The organism is Streptomyces sp. NPDC001668, assembly GCF_042893155.1.
Classification (GTDB): Bacteria; Actinomycetota; Actinomycetes; order Streptomycetales; family Streptomycetaceae; genus Streptomyces.
Genome location: NZ_JBIAUQ010000005.1, coordinates 387,555 through 407,655, shown reverse-complemented (window position 1 = coordinate 407,655; position 20,101 = coordinate 387,555). Strand labels below are relative to the sequence as shown.

Below are 20,101 nucleotides of genomic sequence, written 5' to 3'. Positions count from 1 at the left end.
ACACGGGATGAAGAAGATCGTCATCGGTGGAGCGGCCGTCGCCGCCATGGTCGCTGTCGTCGTCGAGGTACTTCCCGACCTGAGGCGCTACCTGCGCATCAGACGCATGTGAATCGTGGCCGCCACCGGTGTGCCGCGCGGTTGGGTCGAACGGCGTACCCGCCGGCCGGCCACGGCGTGCCGGGCCGTGCGACCCGGCCGCGCGCGCCTCTAATGAAGGCCGACCGGAGGCAGCCGCGGACGGAAGGACGGAAACCATGCACGAGATGTCCATCGCGCTGGCCGTCGTCGACCAGGTGGAAGAGGCCGCCGCACGGGCCAAGGACGTCACGGCGGTGCGATCGGTACGGCTCCAGGTGGGCGAACTGGCCGGTGTCGTACCCGACGCACTCGCCTTCTCCTTCGAACTGGCCTGCGCCGGAACCCTGCTGGAAGGCGCGGATCTGATCACCGAAGCGGTGCCCGGACGAGCCCGCTGCACCCCCTGCGCACACGAATGGGCCGTCGGCATGCCGCCCCGGCTCACCTGCCCGGCGTGCGGCGGTACGCGGACCGACCTGCTCGCGGGCCGGGAACTGCAGATCGTCGACGTGCACTGGGAGGACGGCCTCGGCCCCGCGCACACGCCCACCCGCGAACCGATCTCCGAGGAGCGCTGAACCATGTGCCGTGTCGTCGACCTGCGGCAGGCCGTACTCGCGAAGAACGACGCGAGCGCCCACGAACTGCGCGCGCACCTCGCGGCTCGAGGCATCGCGCTCGTCAACCTCCTGTCCAGTCCGGGCAGCGGCAAGACCGCGCTGCTGGAGCGCGAACTGCTGCGGGCACGCGAGCGGGCCGTTCCCGTCGCGGCGCTGAGCGCCGATCTGGCCACCGAGAACGACGCGGCCCGGCTGGCGCGTTCGGGGGTCCCCGTCAAGCAGGTGCTCACCGACGGACTGTGCCATCTGGAGGCGGGGATGCTCGCCGGGCACCTGGACGGGTGGCTGCCCGACGACACCCGGCTGCTGTTCGTGGAGAACGTCGGCAACCTGGTCTGTCCGGCCTCCTACGACCTGGGGGAGACCCTGAGGGTCACCCTCGCCTCCGTGACGGAGGGCGAGGACAAGCCACTCAAGTACCCCACCGCCTTCGGCCTCGCCCACCTGGTCGTCGTCACCAAGACCGACATCGCGGAGGCCGTCGAGTTCGACGAGGCGGCGTTCCGCGCGAATGTGCAGCAGGTCAATCCCGGAGTGGAGGTGATCCTGACGTCGGCACGCCGGGGGCAGGGAGTCGGCTCGCTGCTCGACCGGGCGCTGGCCGCCATGGACGGCACACCTGTCCACTCACCGGTCATGACCCGGCAGCCCCATCACCACACACACCCGCACACGCACCCGGAGGCCACCGGCACCATGGCCCACACCCACTCGTGAGCGGTCCGCAGGCTCCGACCGCCGTCGCCGAGAACACCCCACGACGCCGCCGGGTCACCGTCCGGGGAGTGGTACAGGGCGTGGGCTTCAGGCCCTACCTCTACGGCCTCGCCACCGAACTCGCCCTGGCCGGGCACGTGACCAACACCCCCGAGGGCGTCGTCGCGGAGGTCGAGGGCAGCGCCTCGGCCGTGGCCCGGTTCTGCGACCTGATCGCCGCCCAGGCACCGCCGCTGGCCCGCGTGGAGTCCGTCCACCACCGGGAGATGCCTCCCGTCGGCGGCACCGCGTTCACCATCCGCACCTCGCGCACCGGCGGACCGGCCCGCACCCTGGTCTCCCCGGATTCCGCCACCTGCCCCGACTGCCTCGCCGAGTTGGCCGCCCCGGCGGACCGGCGCCACCGGCACCCGTTCATCAACTGCACCCACTGCGGCCCGCGCTTCACGATCGTCACCGGTGTGCCGTACGACCGGGCGAACACCACCATGGCCGGGTTCGCGATGTGCGCCGACTGCGCCCGGGAGTACGAGGATCCGGCCGACCGCCGGTTCCACGCGCAGCCGGTCGCCTGCCCGGCCTGCGGGCCTCGTCTGAAGCTGGTCCTCGCCCAGGAGGCGAGGATCGGCGATGTCGAGGGGGCGGACCCGGTCACCGAGGCCCGCACGCTGCTGAAGCGGGGAGCGATCCTCGCCGTGAAGGGCCTGGGCGGCTACCACCTGGCCTGCGATGCCACGAACCAGGAGGCGGTCGCCCTTCTGCGCCGGCGCAAGGCGCGCGGGGACAAGCCGTTCGCGGTCATGGCCAAGACCGCGGACGACGTCCGTCACCTCGTCCGGCTGAGCCCGGCGGAACGGAGCCTCCTCGAAGGCCGGGCCAGGCCGGTCGTCCTGCTGAGGCGGCGGCCGCACCCGTCGTACGCCCCCGGGGACCTCCGGCCCGCCGAGGCCGTGGCACCCCGCAGCCCCGACCTCGGCGTGATGCTGCCCTACACGCCCGTGCACCATCTCCTGCTCGGTCTGCCCGGCGACCCCGACGGCCCCAGGCTGCTCGTCATGACCAGCGGCAACCTGTCCGGTGAGCCCATCGTCACCGACGACACCGAGGCGCTGGAGCGACTCGCGCACCTGGCCGACGCCTGGCTCACGCACGACCGGCCGATCCACGTCCCGTGCGACGACTCCGTGGTCCGCGTCTGCGACGGGGAGCCACTGGTGATCCGCCGCTCGCGCGGCTACGCCCCGCTGCCGGTCTCCCTGCCGCTGCCCGTGCGGCCGGCCCTCGCCGTCGGCGGAGACCTGAAGAACGCCTTCTGTCTCGGGGCGGGCCGTCAGGCCTGGCTGTCGGCGCACATCGGCGACATGGACGACGTAGGCACACAGCGGGTCTTCGAGCGCGCGGTGGCGCAGTTGGAGTCCATTACCGGGGTGCGCCCCGAGGCCCTGGTCTCCGACCGGCATCCTGGCTACCGCTCCGCCCGATGGGCCGACCGGAACGCGGCGCACCGGCTGGTCGTACGCGTGCAGCACCATCACGCGCACATCGCCGCCGCCATGGCCGAGCACGGACTGGACGGCACCCGGCCGGTGATCGGCGTCGCCTTCGACGGCACCGGCCACGGCGACGACGGCGCCGTGTGGGGCGGGGAGTTCCTGCTCGCGGACTACGACCGCTTCACCCGGTTCGGACATCTCGCGTACGTTCCCCTGCCCGGTGGTGACGCCGCGGTGCGCCGGCCGTACCGCATGGCGCTGGCCCATCTGAGGGCGGCCGGGATCGCCTGGTCCGACGACCTCGCCTGTACGACCGCCTGTCCTCCCGACGAACTCAACGTCCTGGAAAGACAGTTGGAGCGAGACCTGAACTGTGTCCCCACGTCCAGCATGGGCCGCCTCTTCGATGCCGTGTCCTCTCTCGCGGGGGTGTGCCATCGAGCCGGATACGAGGCACAGGCCGCCGTCGAACTGGAGGGGGCGGCTCTGCGCGCACCCGCCGACGACACCACCGCGTACGCCTTCGCGCTGCACGCGTCGGAGGAGAACCGGGACGGCGCCGTACGGGCCGATCCGGCACCCGTACTCGCGGCGATCGTCGGCGACCTGCGCGTGGGTGTCGAGCCTGCCCTGGTCGCCGCACGCTTCCACCGGGGTGTGACCGGTCTGGTGCACCGGATGTGCGCGCGGGCGCGAGAGCGCCACGGGCTGGACACGGTCGCCCTGACGGGAGGCGTGTTCGCCAACACGCTGCTCTCCTCGGCCTGTGCCGCCGCCCTGCGCGAGGACGGCTTCACGGTCCTGCGGCACCACCTGGTGCCGCCCAACGACGGTGGCCTGGCGCTGGGCCAACTGATGGTGGCCGCACGCGCCACCCCCAGTCCCACTCCCACCGACTGAGCAAACGCGCGACCACAGCGAGGAGAGGCTCATGTGTCTGGCGGTACCCGGCAGAGTGCTGGACATCGAGGAACGGGACGGTACCCGGATGGCCACCGTCGACTTCGGCGGCGTGGTCAAGGAGGTGTGCCTGGAGTATCTGCCCGACCTCCAGGTCGGCGAGTACGCCATCGTCCACGTCGGGTTCGCCCTGCAGCGGCTGGACGAGGAGTCGGCGCGGCAGACGCTCGAACTCTTCGCCGAACTCGGCCTGTTGCAGGAGGAGTTCGGCGACCCCTGGGAAACGGCGGCGGCGGAGGCGGCGGGCTCGGAACCGGTGGAAGAGGTGCGCAACAAGTGAAGTACATCGACGAGTTCCAGGACCCGGAGCTGGCCCGACGGCTCCTCGACGACATCCACGCCACGGTGACCAGGCCGTGGGCCCTGATGGAAGTCTGCGGAGGGCAGACGCACAGCATCATCCGGCACGGCATCGACCAACTCCTGCCGGAAGAGGTCGAGTTGATCCACGGGCCCGGCTGTCCGGTGTGCGTGACCCCGCTGGAGGTCATCGACAAGGCGCTGGAGATCGCCTCCCGACCGGAGGTGATCTTCTGTTCCTTCGGTGACATGCTGCGGGTGCCGGGCACCGGACGGGACCTGTTCCAGGTCCGCGGAGAGGGCGGTGACGTGCGCGTCGTCTACTCACCGCTCGACGCGCTGCGGATCGCCCAGCAGAACCCGGAGCGCGAGGTGGTGTTCTTCGGCATCGGCTTCGAGACGACCGCACCCCCCAACGCCATGACGGTCCATCAGGCCCGGAAGCTCGGCATCCCGAACTTCAGCATGCTGGTGTCCCATGTCCGCGTACCGCCCGCCATCGAGGCCATCATGTCCTCGCCGAGCTGCCGGGTGCAGGGCTTCCTCGCGGCCGGCCATGTCTGCAGCGTGATGGGCATGGGGGAGTACCCGGAACTGGCGGAGCGCTTCCGGGTGCCGATCGTCGTGACGGGCTTCGAGCCACTGGACATCCTCGAAGGCGTGCGCCGTACCGTCCAGCAGCTGGAACGCGGTGAGCACACCGTCGACAACGCCTACGCCCGTGCCGTTCGCGCGGAGGGCAACCCGGCCGCCCGGGCCATGCTGGAGGACGTCTTCGAGGTCACCGACCGCGCCTGGCGCGGCATTGGCGTGATCCCGCAGAGCGGCTGGCGGCTGGCACCGAAATACCGCGCCTACGACGCCGAGCACCGCTTCTCCGTCGAGGGCATCCGCACCCAGGAGCCGGCCGAGTGCCGCAGCGGAGAGGTCCTCCAGGGACTGCTCAAGCCGCACGAGTGCGAGGCCTTCGGCACGCTGTGCACGCCTCGTACGCCGTTGGGGGCCACCATGGTCTCCAGCGAGGGAGCCTGCGCCGCGTACTACCTCTACCGGCGGCTGGACATGCCCGCCACCAAGGCCCAGGAGGCGACCCCCGTTGTCTGACACCACCGATCTCCCCGTCCCCGCCCTGGACGTCGAGGCGTGGACGTGTCCGGCGCCCCTGCGGGACCGGCCGCGTGTCGTCATGGGCCACGGCGGCGGCGGAGTGCTCTCCGCCGAACTGGTCCAGCAGATCTTCGCTCCCGCTTTCGGGGGCGAGGTGCTCGCCCAGATGGGTGACGCCGCCGTCCTGTCCCTGGGCGGTGCCCGGCTGGCGTTCTCCACCGACTCCTACGTGGTGCGGCCGCTGTTCTTCCCCGGCGGCAGCATCGGAGACCTGGCGGTCAACGGCACCGTCAACGACCTCGCCATGAGTGGCGCCCGCGCCGCCTACCTCTCCTGCGGATTCATCCTGGAGGAGGGCGTCGAGCTGGATGTGGTCTCCCGGGTGTCCGAGGCTCTGGGGGCGGCCGCGCGCACCGCCGGTGTGGAGGTGGCCACCGGGGACACCAAGGTGGTGGAGGCCGGCCACGGCGACGGGATCTACATCAACACCGCGGGCATCGGCCTCGTCCCGGCAGGCGTCGATCTGCGTCCTCAGCGGGTCGTCCCCGGCGACGTCGTGATCGTCAGCGGCGCCATCGGTGTCCACGGGGTGGCGGTCATGAGCGTACGCGAGGGACTCGAGTTCGGAGTGGAGATCAAGAGCGACTGCGCGGCGCTCGGGGGCCTGGTCGACGCCATGCTCGCCGTCACCTCTGATCTGCACGTCCTGCGCGACCCCACCCGAGGCGGCCTGGCCGCCTCACTCAATGAGATCGCGCAGGCCTCCGGCACCGGGGTGGTCATCCAGGAGCGCGACGTCCCGGTCCCGCCTGCCGTGGCCAACGCCTGCGCCATTCTCGGACTGGACCCCATGTACATCGCCAACGAGGGCAAGCTGGTGGCCTTCGTCCCGCGCGAGCACGCCGACGCCGTCCTCGCGGCGATGCGCGCCCATCCTCTGGGCGCGGACTCCGTGATCATCGGTGAGGCCGTGGAGGAGCATCCCGGCATGGTCGTCGCGCGGACCGGCCTGGGAGGGACGCGGGTGGTCGATCTGCCGATCGGGGAGCAACTTCCGCGGATCTGCTGACAGGGGTGTCGCTCGACGAGGAGCCTGCCGTCCGGGCCCCGATCGGAGGGGTGATCCGGTCAGCGCCCGGACGACGGATCCTGGGGGTCCACGCCGGTCTTGGCGGCCGCGTCCTTCGTGCCGCTGGGGCGCTGGGAGCGGCCCTTGGGTCCGGTGCCGCGCCTGCCCTTCTCGTCCGCGTCGCCGTACTGCTCGCCGCTTGTGTTCGGGCTCTCGACCGTGTCACTGGGGACGGACTTCGTCTCCTCGGCGGACTTCGTCCGGCCCGGACCGGGCTTGCCGGCCCGCTCGGCGCGGAAGGAGCGTTCGGCGCTCGGGTTGTCCTGCTGGCGCGTCTCGTCCACGTCGGGTGACCAGCCGTGCTGTCCGGTGCCCTGGTGACGACTGGGACCCTTTCCGTGCGGTGGCTCGGACGAACGTGGTTTCTTCGACATGGTCGGATCTGCCTTTCACGGTCAGTGGGGGGACGCCGGTGACGGCGTTCCCGAGTCGGGTAAATTATCCCACCTTGTAATATTTTGGGCATTTCATGACCCATTCCGGCACTGCCGTGGATGTCTGGCTGCCGAAGCGCGACGGACGCCCTTCACGGTGATCCAAAGGAAGCCCGTCGTCACCCATGGGCCGGCTCCGGATGATCCGGTGGGCGCGGGCCGCGGTGAGGTCGTGCGCACGGGCGGGCGCTGCGGGCGAGATCCACGGCAGCCGCCCGGCCCGGTCGCACTCCGCAAGTCTTGACGTCCAACAGGACGTTGCTCTCGTCTTGGCCTTGGCTTGGCGGTGTCGATGACCCGTGTCAGGCCTCGTTCGGTGGGCTGTCGGAGGGCGTGAGGTCGGCGATGGTCTGTCGAATGGTCGGGTGGCGGTACAGCTCGCGCAGCCGCGGTGCGGGGAGGCCGCGGGTGCGCAGGGCGGCGCCGATGCGGACGGCGAAGAGGGAGTTGCCGCCCAGTTCGAAGAAGTCGTCGTCCAAGCCGACCGGCACGCCCAGCACCTCGCTCCATACGTCCATCAGTTGCTGGGTGAGGGTGTCTCCGGACGTGACCCGATCGACGTGGCGGGCGGGGGCTGTGGGTGTGGGTAGCCGTGCTGTGTCGAGTTTGCCGTTGGCCGTCAGGGGGAGGGTGGGCAGGGGCGTGACGGTAGCGGGGAGCATGTAGTCGGGCAGGATGCCTGAGGCCCGTTTGCGGACGGCGGCGGGGTCGCCACCGGAGGACAGGGTCACGTAGGCGTCGATCCTCGCGGTGGCGGCGTCGGTCGGGTCCTCGCGGCGGACCGTGACGGCAGCCGAGCGGACGTCCGGGTCCTCCAGCAGGACGGAGCGGATTTCGTCGAGTTCGATCCGGAAGCCGCGGATCTTGACCTGGTTGTCGATGCGTCCCAGGTGTTCGAGCCTGCCGTCGGGTCGCAGGCGTCCCAGGTCGCCGCTGCGGTACATCGTGCCGTCGGTGAAGGGGTCGGGGACGAAGCGGTGGGCGGTCAGGTCCTGCCGGCCGAGGTAGCCGAGCGCGACTCCGGCGCCGCCGACGCAGATCTCGCCCGCGATGCCCGGCGGCAGCAGCCGTCCGTCCGGGTCCGTGACGTACAGGTGCCAGCCGGGAAGGGCACGGCCGACGGAGCGGGTGGCCGTCAGCGCGAGCCGCCTGGTCAGGGTCTGCTGAGTGACGTGGACCGTGGTCTCGGTGATCCCGAACATGTTGACCGGTCGGCAGACCGACTCCGGATGCCGGTCGAACCAGGGCAGCAGCATCCGTGCGTCGAGCGGTTCACCCCCGAAGACGATCAGCCGGACCGCCACCTGCGAGTGGTCCGTGTCCAGCAACTGGGCGAAGGCTGAGGGGGTTTGGCTGAGCACGGTGACCTTCTCGGACACCAGCAGGTCGCGGAAGCGGTCGGGTTCCCGGGAGACGAAGTACGGCACCACGACCAGTCGTCCGCCGGTCAGCAGGCAGCCCCAGATCTCCCACACCGAGAAGTCGAAGGCGCTGGAGTGGAACCACGTCCACACGTCGTCGGCCCCGAACCGGTACTCGTCACGGGTCGCGTCGATCAGGGCGATGACGTTCCGGTGCGGTACCTCGACCCCCTTGGGCCGGCCGGTGGAGCCGGACGTGTAGATGACGTAGGCAGCGGCGTCGGGGGTGTCCGGGGTGTCCGGGGTGACGGCAGCCCGCGGCACGAGGGATTCGGCCGACTCCGCGGCCGTTTCGAGCAGTTCGTCCGGCGTCAAGGGCCGGCAACCCTTGATCTCCGGGAACTCGGACAGCCTGGTGATCATCACCCCCACGCCCGCGTCCCGTGCCGTATGGGCGATGCGGTCCGCCGGGTAGGCGGGATCGACCGGCACATAGGTCGCGCCGGCCCGCAACACGGCGAGCAGCGTGACGACGAGTTCGGCCGAGCGTTCCAGGCACACGCCCACCCGGTCGCCGGCGGCCACTCCCCGTGTCCGCAGGCCGTGCGCCATCCCGGCGGAACGCTCATCCAGTTCGCGGTACGTCAAGCCGGCGCCGGACTCGGTCACGGCGACGCGGTCGGGGGTCAGCGCCGCGATCTGTGCGAACGCCTCGGGCACCGTCATGGGGACGGTGACCGGAGGGCGGGTGGGACGGCCGAGCGCCGCGACGCGGTCGCGCTCGGCGTCGTCCAGCAGGTCGATGTCGTCGACCGCGGTCCGGGGGGAGTCGAGGATGTGCTGGTGCACCCGTACGAGGTGCCGGGTGAACTGTGCGGCGATCTCGGTGCAGACGTGGCCGGCCAGGTGGTCGCAGCGCAGCCGCCAGCCGTCGGCGTCCCGGAACACCGACAGGGTGAGCGGGAACGGCGGTGCGAGACACGGCACATACGCGCCGGGAAGTTCCGCCTCGCCGAAGAGCAGTCCGGCGAGCACCGGACCGTCCGCGGGGGAGGGTGTCAGCTCGCGGAGGGTCGGGGCTCCTGGCACGGTGAAGGTGCCGTGGTCCGTGCCGAGGACGGGTGTGGTCTCGGGGTCGTAGCGTCGCAGGGTGACGGCGAGGGCCGTGAGCCAGCTCGACTCGTCGCCTCCGTCGGCCAGGGAGAACAGGTGGGGGACGGACGGGCCGTCGTCGCCCAGGCCCCAGGAGGGAGCGGGCGCTGGCACGGTGGGGCGGGCGCGAGCGCTGTGTCCCTCGGTGGGCTCGCCCGCCGCCAGTCTGCCGAGCGCCGTCCGGTCCCACTGATCGCGCGGAGCCACCAGGATCAGATCACAGGCGCCGTCGGCGTAGCGCAGCAGGACCCTGCGTGGTTCGTCGGCCGGGCGGGCGAGTTCGACGGTGCGTCGGCGCTCGGCGAGGGGGTCCGCCGCCGGCACCGGCACGTCCTCGACCCACAGCCCCGGCGGCACCGCCGGGTACCGGAAGCGGTCCGAACGGACGCGCACCGCGTGGCAGCGGGCCGCCGAGTGGAGAGAAGCTGGCACGGAGCAACTCCTTGTCGGAGAAGGGGCGTTGCGGGTCGGGGCGAGGCGGGCGACATCAGCGGGCGCTGAATCCGCCGTCCACGGTCAGGACCGATCCGGTGATCCGGCGGGATGCGTCGGAGGCGAGGAAGACGACCGCGGCGGCGACGTCCTCGGGTTCGATCAGCGTGTTCATGGGCTGGGCCTCGACGAAGGTCTTCTCGTGTTCGTCCACCGGCACCTCCAGTGCCCGTGCGATCTCGGCCAGCATGCGTCCCTCGGCCTGTGGATCGTCGCGCACCGAGCCGGGGCAGACCGCGTTCACGCGCACCTTCGTGGGGGCGTAGTCGAGGGCGGCGGCCTTGGTGAGGCCGATGACGGCGTGTTTTGCGGCGACGTACCCGGCGAAGTGCCGGTAGCCCACGAGGCCCGCGGTGGAGGCGACGTTGACGATGCTTCCGGCGCGCAGGGTGCTCATCGCCCTGCCGACCTCGCGGATCACTCGCCAGGCGCCGGAGAGGTCGACGTCGATCATCAGGGACCATTCGGCCTCGTCGATCTCGTGGACCGGTTTGCCGGAGGGCGCGGCGATGCCCGCGTTGTTCACGGCCACGTCGATCCGGCCGAAGCGGTCCTGCGCCCTGGTCACGGCTTCGCGTACGGCCATGAGGTCGCGGATGTCCGCCGGGGCCGTGAGGACGGCGGCACCGGCCTCGCGGCACAGCGTGGCCGTGTGGTCCAGCTGGCCGGGCGTGCCCAGGGGATAGGGCACGCCGGGCAGGTCGGCGCAGATGTCCAGCAGCGTGAGGTCGGCGCCCTCGGCGGCGCAGGCCAGGGCGATCGCCCGTCCGAGTCCACGGGCGGCACCGGTGACCAGGACCGACTTGCCGTGCAGACGCATCGGATACTCCTTGGAGTGGGGGATCACAGCACGGTCGAGACGATCAGCCGGACCAACGCGGGTGCGGCGTCGGTCAGGTACATGTGGCCGCCGGGGACTTCCACGTGCTCGAAGTCGCGGCCCGCCACCTTGCTCCAGGACTCCGCGTCGTCGTAGCCGACGAGGTCGTCGTCCTCGCCGCGGACCACGGTGAGGGGCACGTCCAGGGGAAGCCGGGTGGAGGGGACGTAGGTCTCGTGCATCTCGACGTCCGCGCGCAGCGCGGGCAGGATCATCTCGCGCATCTCCGGGTCGTCGAGTGCGGGATGGTGGTACCCGGCGAACTCGCCCACCCGCGCGAGGAAGTCCTCGTCGGTGAGGCCGGTGGCGTGCTGTGCGCGGCCCCGGGCCGGCTCCGGCGAACCGCTGACGAACAGGTGGACGAGTTCGACGCCGGGTGCCGCGGTCAGCCGGTGGGCGAGTTCGTAGGCGAGCACCGCGCCGAGGCTGTGTCCGAAGAGGGCGACCCTGCCGCCACTGCCGCCGAGCCTGTCCAGCGCCTCGGCGGCGAGCCTGTCGACGGCTTGTTGCACGTCCCGGTACGGCTCCTCGTCGATCAGCCGTTCCCGGCCCGGCAGTTGCAGGGCGAGGATCTCCACCCCGTCCCCGGCCAGTGCCGTCCAGGGGCGATAGAACGAGGCGCCGGCTCCGGCGTACGGCAAGCAGATCAGCTTGGTCGTGTCACGCGTGGTCATGGATGCGGGTGTCTCCTTGTGCGTCGGGTCGGTCTCGTGGGCCGTGAGTCACGGGGGCGGTGGTGAGCAGGCCTGCGCGTTCCGCCGCTTCGGCGGCGATCCGCAGCGCGGAGGCGGCGCGGTCCGGGCCGGGCAGGCCGGGGCCCACGGGCATGACGTTGAGCGTGGTGGCACCGGCCTCGGCGAACGCCGTCATCCGCTCGGCGATCCGTTCCCGGGGCCCGAGCAGTGAGGTGGCGTCGAGGAATTCGAGCGGTACGGCGGCCATGGCGCCCGGGTAGTCGCCGGCCAGGAACAGTTTCTGGACGGTACGGGCCGCGGGGCCGAAGCCCATGCGCTCGGCCAGCTGGGTGTAGTGGTTGTCGGTCGGTCCGCCCATGCCGCCGAGGTAGAGCGCGGCGTATCCCCTCACCCGCCGGGCGCAGGCACGCCAGTCCGCGCCGGTCACCAGGGGGACGCCGGGGGCGATGTCGAACCCGGCGAGGGTGCGTCCGGATTTCGCCAGGCCTGCTTTGAGGGGCGCCAGTTGCCGGGCGGCGTGGGCGGGGGCGAAGAACACCGGCAGCCAGCCGTCGGCTGTCTCCCCGGCCAGTTCCAGGTTCTTCGGCCCGAGTGCGGCGAGGTAGACCGGGATCCGTTCGCGCGGTGGCTGGATGGTGAGGGTGAGTGCTTTGCCGGGGCCGTCCGGCAGCGGCAGGGTGAAGTGGCGGCCTTCGTACGCCAGGGGTTTCCGGCACAAGGCCTGGCGCACGAGGTCGACGTATTCACGGGTCCGGCCCAGTGGCGAGGCGAACCTGACGCCGTGCCAGCCCTCCGACACCTGCGGCCCGGACACACCGAGGCCGAGCCGGAACCGTCCGTGGGACAGGGTGTCGAGGGTGGCGGCGGTCATCGCCGTCATCGCGGGGGAGCGGGCGGGGATCTGGAGGACCGCGCTGCCGACGTCGATGCGGGAGGTGCGGGCGGCGATCCAGGACAGCAGGGTGACGGCATCGGATCCGTGGGCCTCCGAGACCCACACCGCCGAGTAGCCGAGGTCTTCGGCCAGGGAGGCGAGCGGCAGGCTGGAGGCGTCGTTGCCGCCGACCCAGTAGCCGAGGTTGAGGCCGAGACGCAGCGTGGGGACGGGCATGGGGGCTCCTGTGCGGGCGCGGGCCGGTTGCGGGCTTCCTGCCGGGGACGGGCGGAGGGGACGGCCGTGCTCAGCGGCTGGTGCGGGTGCGGTAGCGCCACGTCGACAGGGAGATGAAGGCGGCGATGACCAGGGCGGAGCAGCCCACGGTGTACAGCGCGGGGTGATGTGCGGGCCATGCGTGCTGGATCGGGAAGCCGGGCGGGGGAGTGTTGCCGAAGAGCCCGCGCAGGGCGTTCGCCAGTGAGGTGATCGGATTCCAGGCTGCCAGGGTGGGCAGCGGCCCCGGCAGGGTCGCGCCGGAGACGAAGCCGGAGGAGATGAACGTGGCGGGGAACAGCCAGATGACGCCGAGGCTTCCGGCCACCTGGGCGTTGGGTGTGACGAGGGCGACGAACACGCCGATCCATGACATCGCGAAGGAGAACAGCAGCACCAGCAGGATGCCGGCGGCCACGTCGACCGGTCCGGTGCGCGGGCGCCAGCCCATCAGGAGCCCGCACGCGGTCGTGACGGCCACGGCCGCCAGGCAGGTGGCGAGGTCGGCGGTGGTGCGGCCGAGCAGCAGGGCCACCCGGGAGATCGGCAGGGCGCGGAAGCGGTCGACCATGCCCCGGTCGAGGTCCTGGGAGAGCCCGACCGTGGTGAAGGTGGTGGTGAAGGCCACGGTCTGGGCGATGAGCCCGGCGACCAGGTAGGAGCGGTAGGCCGTGCCGCCCAGGCTGTTGCCGAAGACGTACCCGATGAGCAGGGCGTAGACGACCGGCTCCACCAGGCACGAGAGGAGAAGCCCCGGCGTGCGTCGCAGGTGCAGCAGGTTGCGCAGGGCGAGGTCAGCGCTCTCGGCGATGACCCGCAGTACGGGATTGCGCCGGGCGCGGGGCGCGACCGCCGGCGGAGAATGGCGGGTGGTGAGCGAGTCGGCCCGGCCGAGGCCCGTGGACGCGCTCACCGTGCCGCCTGCTGCTGAGCGCGGCTGGTCAGGGCGAGGAACACGTCGTCCAGGGTGCTGCGGCTGAGTCCGATCTCCAGGACCTCGACACCCTCGTCCGCCAGCGCGGTGAGGGCCCGGCCCAGAGCCGCCGGGCCGTCGGTGGCGGCCGCCACCACCCGGCGGGCACGGCGCTGCACCGTCGGGGCCGCGCCGGTCGCCCTGGCAGCGGCCCGTGCCGCCGCGTCGAGGTGGTCGTCCTGGGCGACGCACACCACGAGCCGGTTCCCGGCCGCTGCCTTCAGTTCGTCGCTGGTGCCCTCCGCCACCACCTGGCCCCGGTCCATCACCGCGATCCGGTCGGCGAGGCGGTCCGCCTCCTCCAGATACTGGGTCGTCAGCAGGATCGTGGTGCCACCCGCGACGAGTTCACCGACCGCGTCCCAGGTGTCGAGCCGGCTCTCGGGGTCGAGTCCCGTGGTGGGTTCGTCCAGGACGACCAGAGGCGGGGAGCCGACCAGGGCGGCGGCCAGATCCAGCCGTCGGCGCATACCACCCGAATAGGTGCCCGCGGTGCGTCCCGCTGCCTCCGAGAGGCGAAATCTGGCCAGCAGATCATCGGCACAGTGGCGGGCGGAATGTCGTCCCGCACCCCGTAGTTTTGCGATGAGGTAGAGGTTCTCGAATCCGGTCAGCCTGTCGTCGACCGTCGAGTACTGACCGGCCATTCCGATCGTGGCGCGAACCTTTTCCGGCGCGACTGTCACGTTCCAGCCATTCACGAACGCGTGGCCGGAATCAGGCTTGAGAAGAGTCGTGAGAATCCTTACCAGGGTTGTTTTGCCGGCCCCGTTGGGGCCGAGCAGGCCCAAGACCTCGCCGGAGTGAACCCGCAGGTCAACGCCGCGTAAGGCATGCCTGCCTTTGAACTTCTTGTGTAATCCATGTACGGCCACGGCCGACTCGGTGGGGGTATGCACGGATCCGTTGTACGCCCGTCCATGATCCAAATCGCCCATGGGTCGTTCAAGGTTTCTTTTGTGTTCGATTGTGTTGCTTGTGGATTACTTGAACATTTCAGGAGTGGTTCCGGAATCGCGACTGCGTACGGTTTCCATTGTGCGAGAATTACTCACGACGCTGAGGGAACAGGCGGCGCGAAAACCGCAGCAGCCTGCCGTGACATTTGTTTCGGACTTCAGCGACTTCAGCCGTACGGTGCGCGATCGCGCACATCTCGACGAGCACTCCCGGCGCATAGCCTCCGTACTGCAGGAGCGCCTCTCCCCCGGGGACCGGGTGCTGCTCCTCTACTCCCCGGGCATCGAGTTCACCACCGCGTTCACCGCCTGCGTCTACGCCGGTGTCAGCGCCGTGCCGGCCCCGCTGCCGGGCCGCTACCGGCACGAGCGCCGCAGGCTCGCCGCGATCGCCCGCGACGCGGGAGTGAGCGCCGTCCTGACACAGCGCAGTGACCTCCCGGACGTCGAGAAGTGGGCGGCGGAAGAAGGCGTCGCCGGCGCCGTCTGCCACCCGACCGACTCCGCGGACGGCGACCCGGACAGCTGGACCGCCCCCGAGGTGTCGCCCGGGACGCCGGCCCTGATCCAGTACACGTCGGGCTCGACCGGCGAGCCCAAAGGCGTCATGGTCACCCACGCCAACCTGGTCGCCAACGTGGAGCGGATGGCCCGCCTGTTCGGGAACGACAGCGGCACCGTCTACGGCGGCTGGATTCCGCTGTACCACGACATGGGGCTGATCGGCCTGATGCTGCCCGGCCTGCTGTGCGGCAGCGGCTATGTACAGATGGACCCCATGTCCTTCCTGCGCCGCCCCTACCACTGGCTGCGGATGCTGGACGCCTGCGACGTGGGCTTCACCGCCGCGCCCGACTTCGCCTACGAACTGTGCGTACGCCGGGTCACCGACGAGCAGCTCGCCACGCTCGACCTGTCCCGGCTCAAGGCCGCCGACGGCTCCGAGCCGGTCCGCGCCGAGGTCGTCGCCGCCTTCAGCGAGAGGTTCGCCGCCGCCGGACTGCGCCCCGACGCGCTCATCCCCGTGTACGGCCTGGCAGAGGCGACCCTGATGGTCTCCGGCACCACCGGACGGCCTGCCCTGCGCACCCCGGTCGGCATCACGGCACTCGAGAAGCAGGTGCTGAAGCCGGCGGAGGAAGGCGAAGCCTCCCGCGTACTGACCGGCTGCGGGGCGCCGGCCGGCGCCGATGTGCTGATCGTCGATCCCGGCACCCGGGAGCCCCTGCCCGAGGGCCGCATCGGGGAGATCTGGCTCGACGGCCCCTGCGTCACCGCCGGCTACTGGCAGAACGAGGACGCCACGGACGCCACCTACCGGGCGCGCACACGTGACGGACGCGGACCCTACCTGCGCACCGGCGACCTCGGCGCGGTCCTCGACGGCGACCTGTACATCACCGGCCGCCGCAAGGACGTCCTCGTCCTGCACGGACGCAACCTGCACCCCTCGGACATCGAGTACGAACTGCGCTCCCAGCACGAGGAGCTGGAGGGCCTGCACGGAGCGGCCTTCATGGTCGGTGACGACGACGCGGTGGACATCGCCCCGGCGATCGTCGCCGTGCACGAGATACGCGCGCACTGGGGCGCCGAGCGGCTCGGCCGGATCGCCGTGGAGATGAAGCAGACCGTGGCCCGGGAGTTCGGCGTGCCCGTCGCCGCCGTCGTCCTGGTCCGGCCCGGCGGCGTCCGGCGCACCACCAGCGGCAAAGTGCAGCGTTCGACGATGCGCGCCCTCTACCTCGCCGGTGAACTGGACACCCTGCACCTCGGCGAGGACCCCCTGCTCACCGCCGCCCTGGCCGGACACCGGCGGGTGAGCGCCCGATGACCACCATGACCGACCTGGAGGCGCTGCTCGCCCGGAACGACGTCTTCTCACGCGAGGCGCTCGCCGCACTCGACGCCCGCGAGGAGTTCCCCGGCGACGCCGTCCGCGCCCTCGACGCAGCGGGACTGCCCGCCCACTACGTCCTGCCCCCGGACGGCGACTTCAGCGAGACTGTGCGGCTGCTGCGCTCCGTCGCCCGCCGCGATCTGACCGTGGCCGTCGCACACGGCAAGACGTTCCTCGGGACGGCACCCGTGTGGGTGGCCGGCACCGCGGAGCAGTCCGCGCGGATCGCCGCACGCGTGCGAGCGGGCGAGGCGGTCTGCTGGGGCCTGACCGAGCGCGACCACGGAGCCGACCTGCTCGCGGGCGAGATGACGGCGGTCGCCGAGACGGACTCGGAGCCCGGGGGCGGCGCCGGAGGCTGGCGGCTCACCGGCGAGAAGTGGCTCATCAACAACGCCACCCGCGCCACCCTGGCCTGCGTCCTCGCCCGCACCGACCCCGCGGGCGGCGGACGCGGCTTCAGCCTCTTCCTCGTGGACAAGGCCCAACTGCCCGACGGCAGCTGGCGCGACCTGCCGAAGGTCCGTACGCACGGCATTCGCGGCGCCGACATCGCCGGCTTCATCCTGTCCGGGGCCCCGGTCCCCGCCGACGCCCTCGTCGGCGCGCGGGGCGACGGGATCGCCGTGGTCCTCAAGACGCTCCAGCTCACCCGCATCGCCTGCACGGCGCTCTCCCTGGGCGCCGTGGACCACGCCCTGCGGCTGGCCCGGGACTTCGCCACCGGACGCCGGCTGTACGGCCGCCGCCTCGCCGACGTCCCGCACGTGCGGCGCGTCCTCGGCCGGGCAGCCGCCGCGGCGCTGACCGCCGAGGCGGTGAGCGCGCTCTCCGCCCGCTCGGTGCACACGCTGCCCGCGGAACTCGGCGTGATCTCGGCGATCACCAAGGCGTACGTCCCGACGCGCACCCAGGACACCCTCGGCTCGCTCGGCGAACTGCTGGGCGTACGCGGCTTCCTCACCTCGCCGCCCGGCGTGGGCTTCGCCAAACTGGAGCGCGACCACCGCGTCTGCGCCATCTTCGACGGCAGCACGGTCGTCAACCGCGCGGCCCTCCTGAACCAGCTGCCGCGCCTGGCCCGCCAGTTGAACCGCCGCACCACGGACACCGAGGGCCTGCGGGCCGCCGCGGACCTCACCGCACCCCTGCCGCCGTTCGACCGGGACCGCCTGTCCCTGCTGTCCGCCAAGGGGTGCAGCGCCGTGCAGGCCCTGCCGGACCTGGCGCGGCGCATACGGGAGGAAGGGCCACCAGGAGCAGGGCCGCTCGCCGACCGGCTGCTCGCCGAACTCGCGCTGCTGGAAAAGGAGTCGGCGGACTTCGTGCCGGTCACGGGCGGCCTGCCCAGCACCGCCTTCGCCCTGGCCGAGCGCTACGAACGCGCCTACGCCGCGGCAGCCGTCCTGCTGCTGTGGCGGGAGAACCCCTCCCTGCGCACCAGCCGACTCGGAACCGACGGCCTGTGGCTGCGGGCCTGTCTCACCGCCCTGCTCGGAGAAGACGCCGGCGACAACGACGTCTTCGACGCCCTCGCCACCGTCGTACTCGACACGCCCGACACGCAGTTCACCCTGTGGGGAGGTACCGCATGACCACCGCCACGGGCCTGGCCCCCAAGCGCGCCGACGAACTGGAGCAGCTCCTCGGCGCCCTCACCGACCCGGACAACCCCACCGGCGCGAGCGCCGTCCTCGCCGCCGACGAACGCGCCGAGATGCTCGCCGCCGGAGAGCACCTTCTGCACTCCTACGGGCTCAACGCCGAGTTCGTACCGCCCGACCTGGGCGGCCGGCTGGAGCGGGCCGACCACCTCGCCGAGGTCATGCGCTCCCTCTACCGGCGCGATCCCGCACTCGGCCTCGGCTACGGCGCCAGCTCCCTCATCGCCGCGGTCACCCTGTGGACCGCGGGCGACGCACAGCAGAGCGAACAGGCCGCCCGGATGCTGCTGGACGGGCGGCGCATCGCCATCGCCTTCCACGAACTCGACCACGGCAACGACATGGCAGGCACCGAGTTCGCCGCGCACCCCGCACCGGACGGCGGGCTGCGGCTGAGCGGCCGTAAGACGGTGGTCACCAACATCGCGCGAGCCGACGCCCTGGTCGTCCTGGCCCGCACCGATGCCCGGCCCGGCCCGCGCAGCCACTCCCTGGTCCTCGTCGACCGCGCGAGCGCCGACCCGGCGCACCTGACCGACCTGCCGCGCTTCGCCACGGTGGGCATGCGGGGCGTCAAGCTCGGCGGCCTGGCCTTCGACGAACTGCCGGTGCCCGCCACCGCGGTGCTCGGCCCCACCGGCTCCGGCCTGGAGACCGCGCTCAAGGCCCTCCAGATCACCCGCACCGTCCTGCCCGCGATGGCCACCGGGATCCTCGACACCGGACTGCGCATCACCGTCGACCACCTGCTGGGACGTCACCTCTACGGCGGACCCGCGACCGCCCTTCCACACGTCCGCTCGGTGCTGACCGGCGTCTTCGCGGACCTGCTGCGCGCCGAGGCGCTGAGCGCGGTCGGCGCCCGGGCGCTGCACCTGGTGCCCGGCGCGGCGAGCGTGTACGCCTCCGTGGTCAAGTTCGAGGTGTCCCGGCTGCTGCTGGAGGCCATGGACCGGCTCGCCGAACTCCTCGGGGCCCACTTCTACCTGCGCGAGGGGCCCACCGCACTGTTCCAGAAACTGCTGCGGGACCTCGCCCCCGTCGGCTTCGGGCACATCGCCCGCGCCGCCTGCCAGATGAGCCTGCTGTCCCAACTCCCGCTGCTGGCCCGCCGCACCTGGCACCGCCCCGGCACCGAGGCGCCCGGCGACCTGTTCGCGCTCGACCGGGCGCTGCCACCCCTGCGCTACGACCGGCTGGCCCTGCACGCGGCCGGCCGCGACCCGGTCGCCGGATCCCTGCCCGCCCTGCTCGACGCACCCTGGGCCCCGCACCACGCCGACCTGCGGGCCGCCCTCGCCGCCGACCACACCGAGCTGACCGAACTCGCCGCGGCGTGCGAGCAGTTGTCACCGGCCGACCTCGGAGTCGACGCCGGCCCCGCGCACTACGACCTCGTCACCCGCTACGTACGCCTCCTGTCCCGGACGGTGTGCGTGCAGGCGTGGCGGCACGCCGGCCCGGGGGACTTCCTGGCCGACCCCGCCTGGGCCCGCGCGGCCCTGCACCGCTCGACCGCCGGCCCGCACCGGCCGGGCCCGCTGCCCGCCCCGGTCGAGGACACCCTCTTCACCGAACTCATGGCCCGCCGGGACACGGGCCGCTCCTTCGGCCTGACCGGACGCCCGCTCGCCGCCTGCCCGCCCCGGGCGCTCTGAACGCCGTACGCCACCGCAAGGCCCGACTCCGTACCGCCGCACGTCCGCGGCCCCTCCGGCGTGGGCTCCGGCCGTCCCTTCCCGCCGCCTCTTCTCCTCCGTCAGAAAGAGACCCCTCATGACCGCTGGCAACCACGACGTGCACACCTGGCTGACCGACCGGGTGGCGGCCTACCTGCGGCGTTCGCCGGAGGACATCGACACGTCGGTGCCGCTGGCCGACTACGGGCTGGACTCCCTGACGGCGCTGGCCATCACCGCCGACATCGAGGACGAGTTCGAGGTGACCGTCGACGACGCGCTGACCTGGGACCACCCCACGGTCGACGCGCTGAGCGCGGCCCTGTCCGGGCTGCTCGGCGAGAAGCGGGCCTGA

Annotated in this window: 18 protein-coding genes and 1 pseudogene; 11 read left to right on the top strand and 8 right to left on the bottom strand. The window is 71.9% G+C overall.

The window, feature by feature from the left end; genetic code table 11:
* Positions 1-7 precede the first annotated feature (7 nt).
* From ACFYZ8_RS18380 to hypE, 7 genes are all read left to right on the top strand, one after another.
* Positions 8-112: a DUF6893 family small protein gene (locus tag ACFYZ8_RS18380; RefSeq protein ID WP_371563411.1), complete on the top strand. Its 105-nt coding sequence runs from the start codon at positions 8-10 to the stop codon at positions 110-112.
* 145 nt (positions 113-257) lie between these two features.
* Complete coding sequence (locus ACFYZ8_RS18375) at positions 258-659, top strand: hydrogenase maturation nickel metallochaperone HypA (RefSeq protein WP_388529965.1); 402 nt, start codon at positions 258-260, stop codon at positions 657-659.
* A 3-nt stretch (positions 660-662) separates the two neighbouring features.
* Positions 663-1,418 carry a hydrogenase nickel incorporation protein HypB gene (gene hypB / locus ACFYZ8_RS18370; RefSeq protein WP_388529968.1) on the top strand — a complete coding sequence of 252 codons (756 nt, stop codon included), beginning with the start codon at positions 663-665 and terminating at the stop codon, positions 1,416-1,418.
* Positions 1,415-3,811, top strand: a complete 2,397-nt coding sequence (gene hypF / locus ACFYZ8_RS18365; RefSeq protein ID WP_388529971.1) for a carbamoyltransferase HypF — start codon at positions 1,415-1,417, stop codon at positions 3,809-3,811. Before hypB ends, hypF begins: the two co-directional genes overlap by 4 nt.
* A 31-nt stretch (positions 3,812-3,842) precedes the next feature.
* Positions 3,843-4,151 carry a HypC/HybG/HupF family hydrogenase formation chaperone gene (locus ACFYZ8_RS18360; protein ID WP_079072410.1) on the top strand — a complete coding sequence of 103 codons (309 nt, stop codon included), beginning with the start codon at positions 3,843-3,845 and terminating at the stop codon, positions 4,149-4,151.
* Positions 4,148-5,275, top strand: a complete 1,128-nt coding sequence (gene hypD / locus ACFYZ8_RS18355; RefSeq protein ID WP_388529975.1) for a hydrogenase formation protein HypD — start codon at positions 4,148-4,150, stop codon at positions 5,273-5,275. The genes ACFYZ8_RS18360 and hypD overlap by 4 nt, the downstream gene beginning before the upstream one ends.
* Complete coding sequence (gene hypE / locus ACFYZ8_RS18350) at positions 5,268-6,347, top strand: hydrogenase expression/formation protein HypE (RefSeq protein WP_388529978.1); 1,080 nt, start codon at positions 5,268-5,270, stop codon at positions 6,345-6,347. The genes hypD and hypE overlap by 8 nt, the downstream gene beginning before the upstream one ends.
* A gap of 59 nt (positions 6,348-6,406) precedes the next feature.
* Here the strand turns inward: hypE and ACFYZ8_RS18345 are convergent, their stop codons facing one another.
* The 8 genes and pseudogenes from ACFYZ8_RS18345 to ACFYZ8_RS18310 all read right to left on the bottom strand — a co-directional run bounded on the left by ACFYZ8_RS18345 (position 6,407) and on the right by ACFYZ8_RS18310 (position 14,482).
* Positions 6,407-6,781 (bottom strand): hypothetical protein, encoded by a 375-nt coding sequence (locus ACFYZ8_RS18345; RefSeq protein WP_388529981.1) that lies wholly within the window; start codon positions 6,779-6,781, stop codon positions 6,407-6,409.
* A gap of 196 nt (positions 6,782-6,977) precedes the next feature.
* Positions 6,978-7,058, bottom strand: a pseudogene (locus ACFYZ8_RS18340) (IS5/IS1182 family transposase); the annotation flags it as partial.
* An 85-nt stretch (positions 7,059-7,143) separates the two neighbouring features.
* Positions 7,144-9,786: an amino acid adenylation domain-containing protein gene (locus ACFYZ8_RS18335; protein ID WP_388529983.1), complete on the bottom strand. Its 2,643-nt coding sequence runs from the start codon at positions 9,784-9,786 to the stop codon at positions 7,144-7,146.
* A gap of 55 nt (positions 9,787-9,841) precedes the next feature.
* On the bottom strand, positions 9,842-10,666 hold the full coding sequence (locus tag ACFYZ8_RS18330; protein ID WP_388529986.1) for an SDR family oxidoreductase: 825 nt from the start codon (positions 10,664-10,666) through the stop codon (positions 9,842-9,844).
* A 23-nt stretch (positions 10,667-10,689) separates the two neighbouring features.
* Positions 10,690-11,400, bottom strand: coding sequence for an alpha/beta fold hydrolase (locus ACFYZ8_RS18325; protein WP_359036461.1), 711 nt, complete (start codon positions 11,398-11,400; stop codon positions 10,690-10,692).
* Complete coding sequence (locus ACFYZ8_RS18320; RefSeq protein ID WP_388529989.1) at positions 11,387-12,532, bottom strand: LLM class F420-dependent oxidoreductase; 1,146 nt, start codon at positions 12,530-12,532, stop codon at positions 11,387-11,389. Before ACFYZ8_RS18320 ends, ACFYZ8_RS18325 begins: the two co-directional genes overlap by 14 nt.
* Before the next feature lie 70 nt (positions 12,533-12,602).
* Positions 12,603-13,484: an ABC transporter permease gene (locus ACFYZ8_RS18315; RefSeq protein WP_359036457.1), complete on the bottom strand. Its 882-nt coding sequence runs from the start codon at positions 13,482-13,484 to the stop codon at positions 12,603-12,605.
* Positions 13,481-14,482 carry an ABC transporter ATP-binding protein gene (locus tag ACFYZ8_RS18310; protein ID WP_388529992.1) on the bottom strand — a complete coding sequence of 334 codons (1,002 nt, stop codon included), beginning with the start codon at positions 14,480-14,482 and terminating at the stop codon, positions 13,481-13,483. The genes ACFYZ8_RS18315 and ACFYZ8_RS18310 overlap by 4 nt, the downstream gene beginning before the upstream one ends.
* Before the next feature lie 40 nt (positions 14,483-14,522).
* Here ACFYZ8_RS18310 and ACFYZ8_RS18305 point away from each other — a divergent pair, with 40 nt between their 5' ends.
* The 4 genes from ACFYZ8_RS18305 to ACFYZ8_RS18290 all read left to right on the top strand — a co-directional run bounded on the left by ACFYZ8_RS18305 (position 14,523) and on the right by ACFYZ8_RS18290 (position 20,101).
* Entirely contained in the window at positions 14,523-16,337 is a 1,815-nt protein-coding gene (locus tag ACFYZ8_RS18305) for a fatty acyl-AMP ligase (protein WP_389049846.1), read from the top strand.
* Positions 16,334-17,998, top strand: coding sequence for an acyl-CoA dehydrogenase family protein (locus ACFYZ8_RS18300; protein WP_388529998.1), 1,665 nt, complete (start codon positions 16,334-16,336; stop codon positions 17,996-17,998). The genes ACFYZ8_RS18305 and ACFYZ8_RS18300 overlap by 4 nt, the downstream gene beginning before the upstream one ends.
* Positions 17,995-19,725 carry an acyl-CoA dehydrogenase gene (locus ACFYZ8_RS18295; protein WP_388530001.1) on the top strand — a complete coding sequence of 577 codons (1,731 nt, stop codon included), beginning with the start codon at positions 17,995-17,997 and terminating at the stop codon, positions 19,723-19,725. The genes ACFYZ8_RS18300 and ACFYZ8_RS18295 overlap by 4 nt, the downstream gene beginning before the upstream one ends.
* A gap of 118 nt (positions 19,726-19,843) precedes the next feature.
* On the top strand, positions 19,844-20,101 hold the full coding sequence (locus ACFYZ8_RS18290; protein ID WP_388530004.1) for an acyl carrier protein: 258 nt from the start codon (positions 19,844-19,846) through the stop codon (positions 20,099-20,101).

What these genes read in the sequence shown, in the direction of transcription:
- ACFYZ8_RS18330 (WP_388529986.1), bottom strand. Translation starts at nt 10,666, where the DNA reads ATGCGTCTGCACGGCAAGTCGGTCCTGGTCACCGGTGCCGCCCGTGGA.
- ACFYZ8_RS18345 (WP_388529981.1), bottom strand. Translation starts at nt 6,781, where the DNA reads ATGTCGAAGAAACCACGTTCGTCCGAGCCACCGCACGGAAAGGGTCCC.
- ACFYZ8_RS18295 (WP_388530001.1), top strand. Translation starts at nt 17,995, where the DNA reads ATGACCACCGCCACGGGCCTGGCCCCCAAGCGCGCCGACGAACTGGAG.
- ACFYZ8_RS18360 (WP_079072410.1), top strand. Translation starts at nt 3,843, where the DNA reads ATGTGTCTGGCGGTACCCGGCAGAGTGCTGGACATCGAGGAACGGGAC.
- ACFYZ8_RS18290 (WP_388530004.1), top strand. Translation starts at nt 19,844, where the DNA reads ATGACCGCTGGCAACCACGACGTGCACACCTGGCTGACCGACCGGGTG.
- ACFYZ8_RS18380 (WP_371563411.1), top strand. Translation starts at nt 8, where the DNA reads ATGAAGAAGATCGTCATCGGTGGAGCGGCCGTCGCCGCCATGGTCGCT.
- ACFYZ8_RS18325 (WP_359036461.1), bottom strand. Translation starts at nt 11,400, where the DNA reads ATGACCACGCGTGACACGACCAAGCTGATCTGCTTGCCGTACGCCGGA.
- ACFYZ8_RS18310 (WP_388529992.1), bottom strand. Translation starts at nt 14,482, where the DNA reads ATGGGCGATTTGGATCATGGACGGGCGTACAACGGATCCGTGCATACC.
- ACFYZ8_RS18300 (WP_388529998.1), top strand. Translation starts at nt 16,334, where the DNA reads ATGACCACCATGACCGACCTGGAGGCGCTGCTCGCCCGGAACGACGTC.
- hypB (WP_388529968.1), top strand. Translation starts at nt 663, where the DNA reads ATGTGCCGTGTCGTCGACCTGCGGCAGGCCGTACTCGCGAAGAACGAC.
- ACFYZ8_RS18320 (WP_388529989.1), bottom strand. Translation starts at nt 12,532, where the DNA reads ATGCCCGTCCCCACGCTGCGTCTCGGCCTCAACCTCGGCTACTGGGTC.
- ACFYZ8_RS18375 (WP_388529965.1), top strand. Translation starts at nt 258, where the DNA reads ATGCACGAGATGTCCATCGCGCTGGCCGTCGTCGACCAGGTGGAAGAG.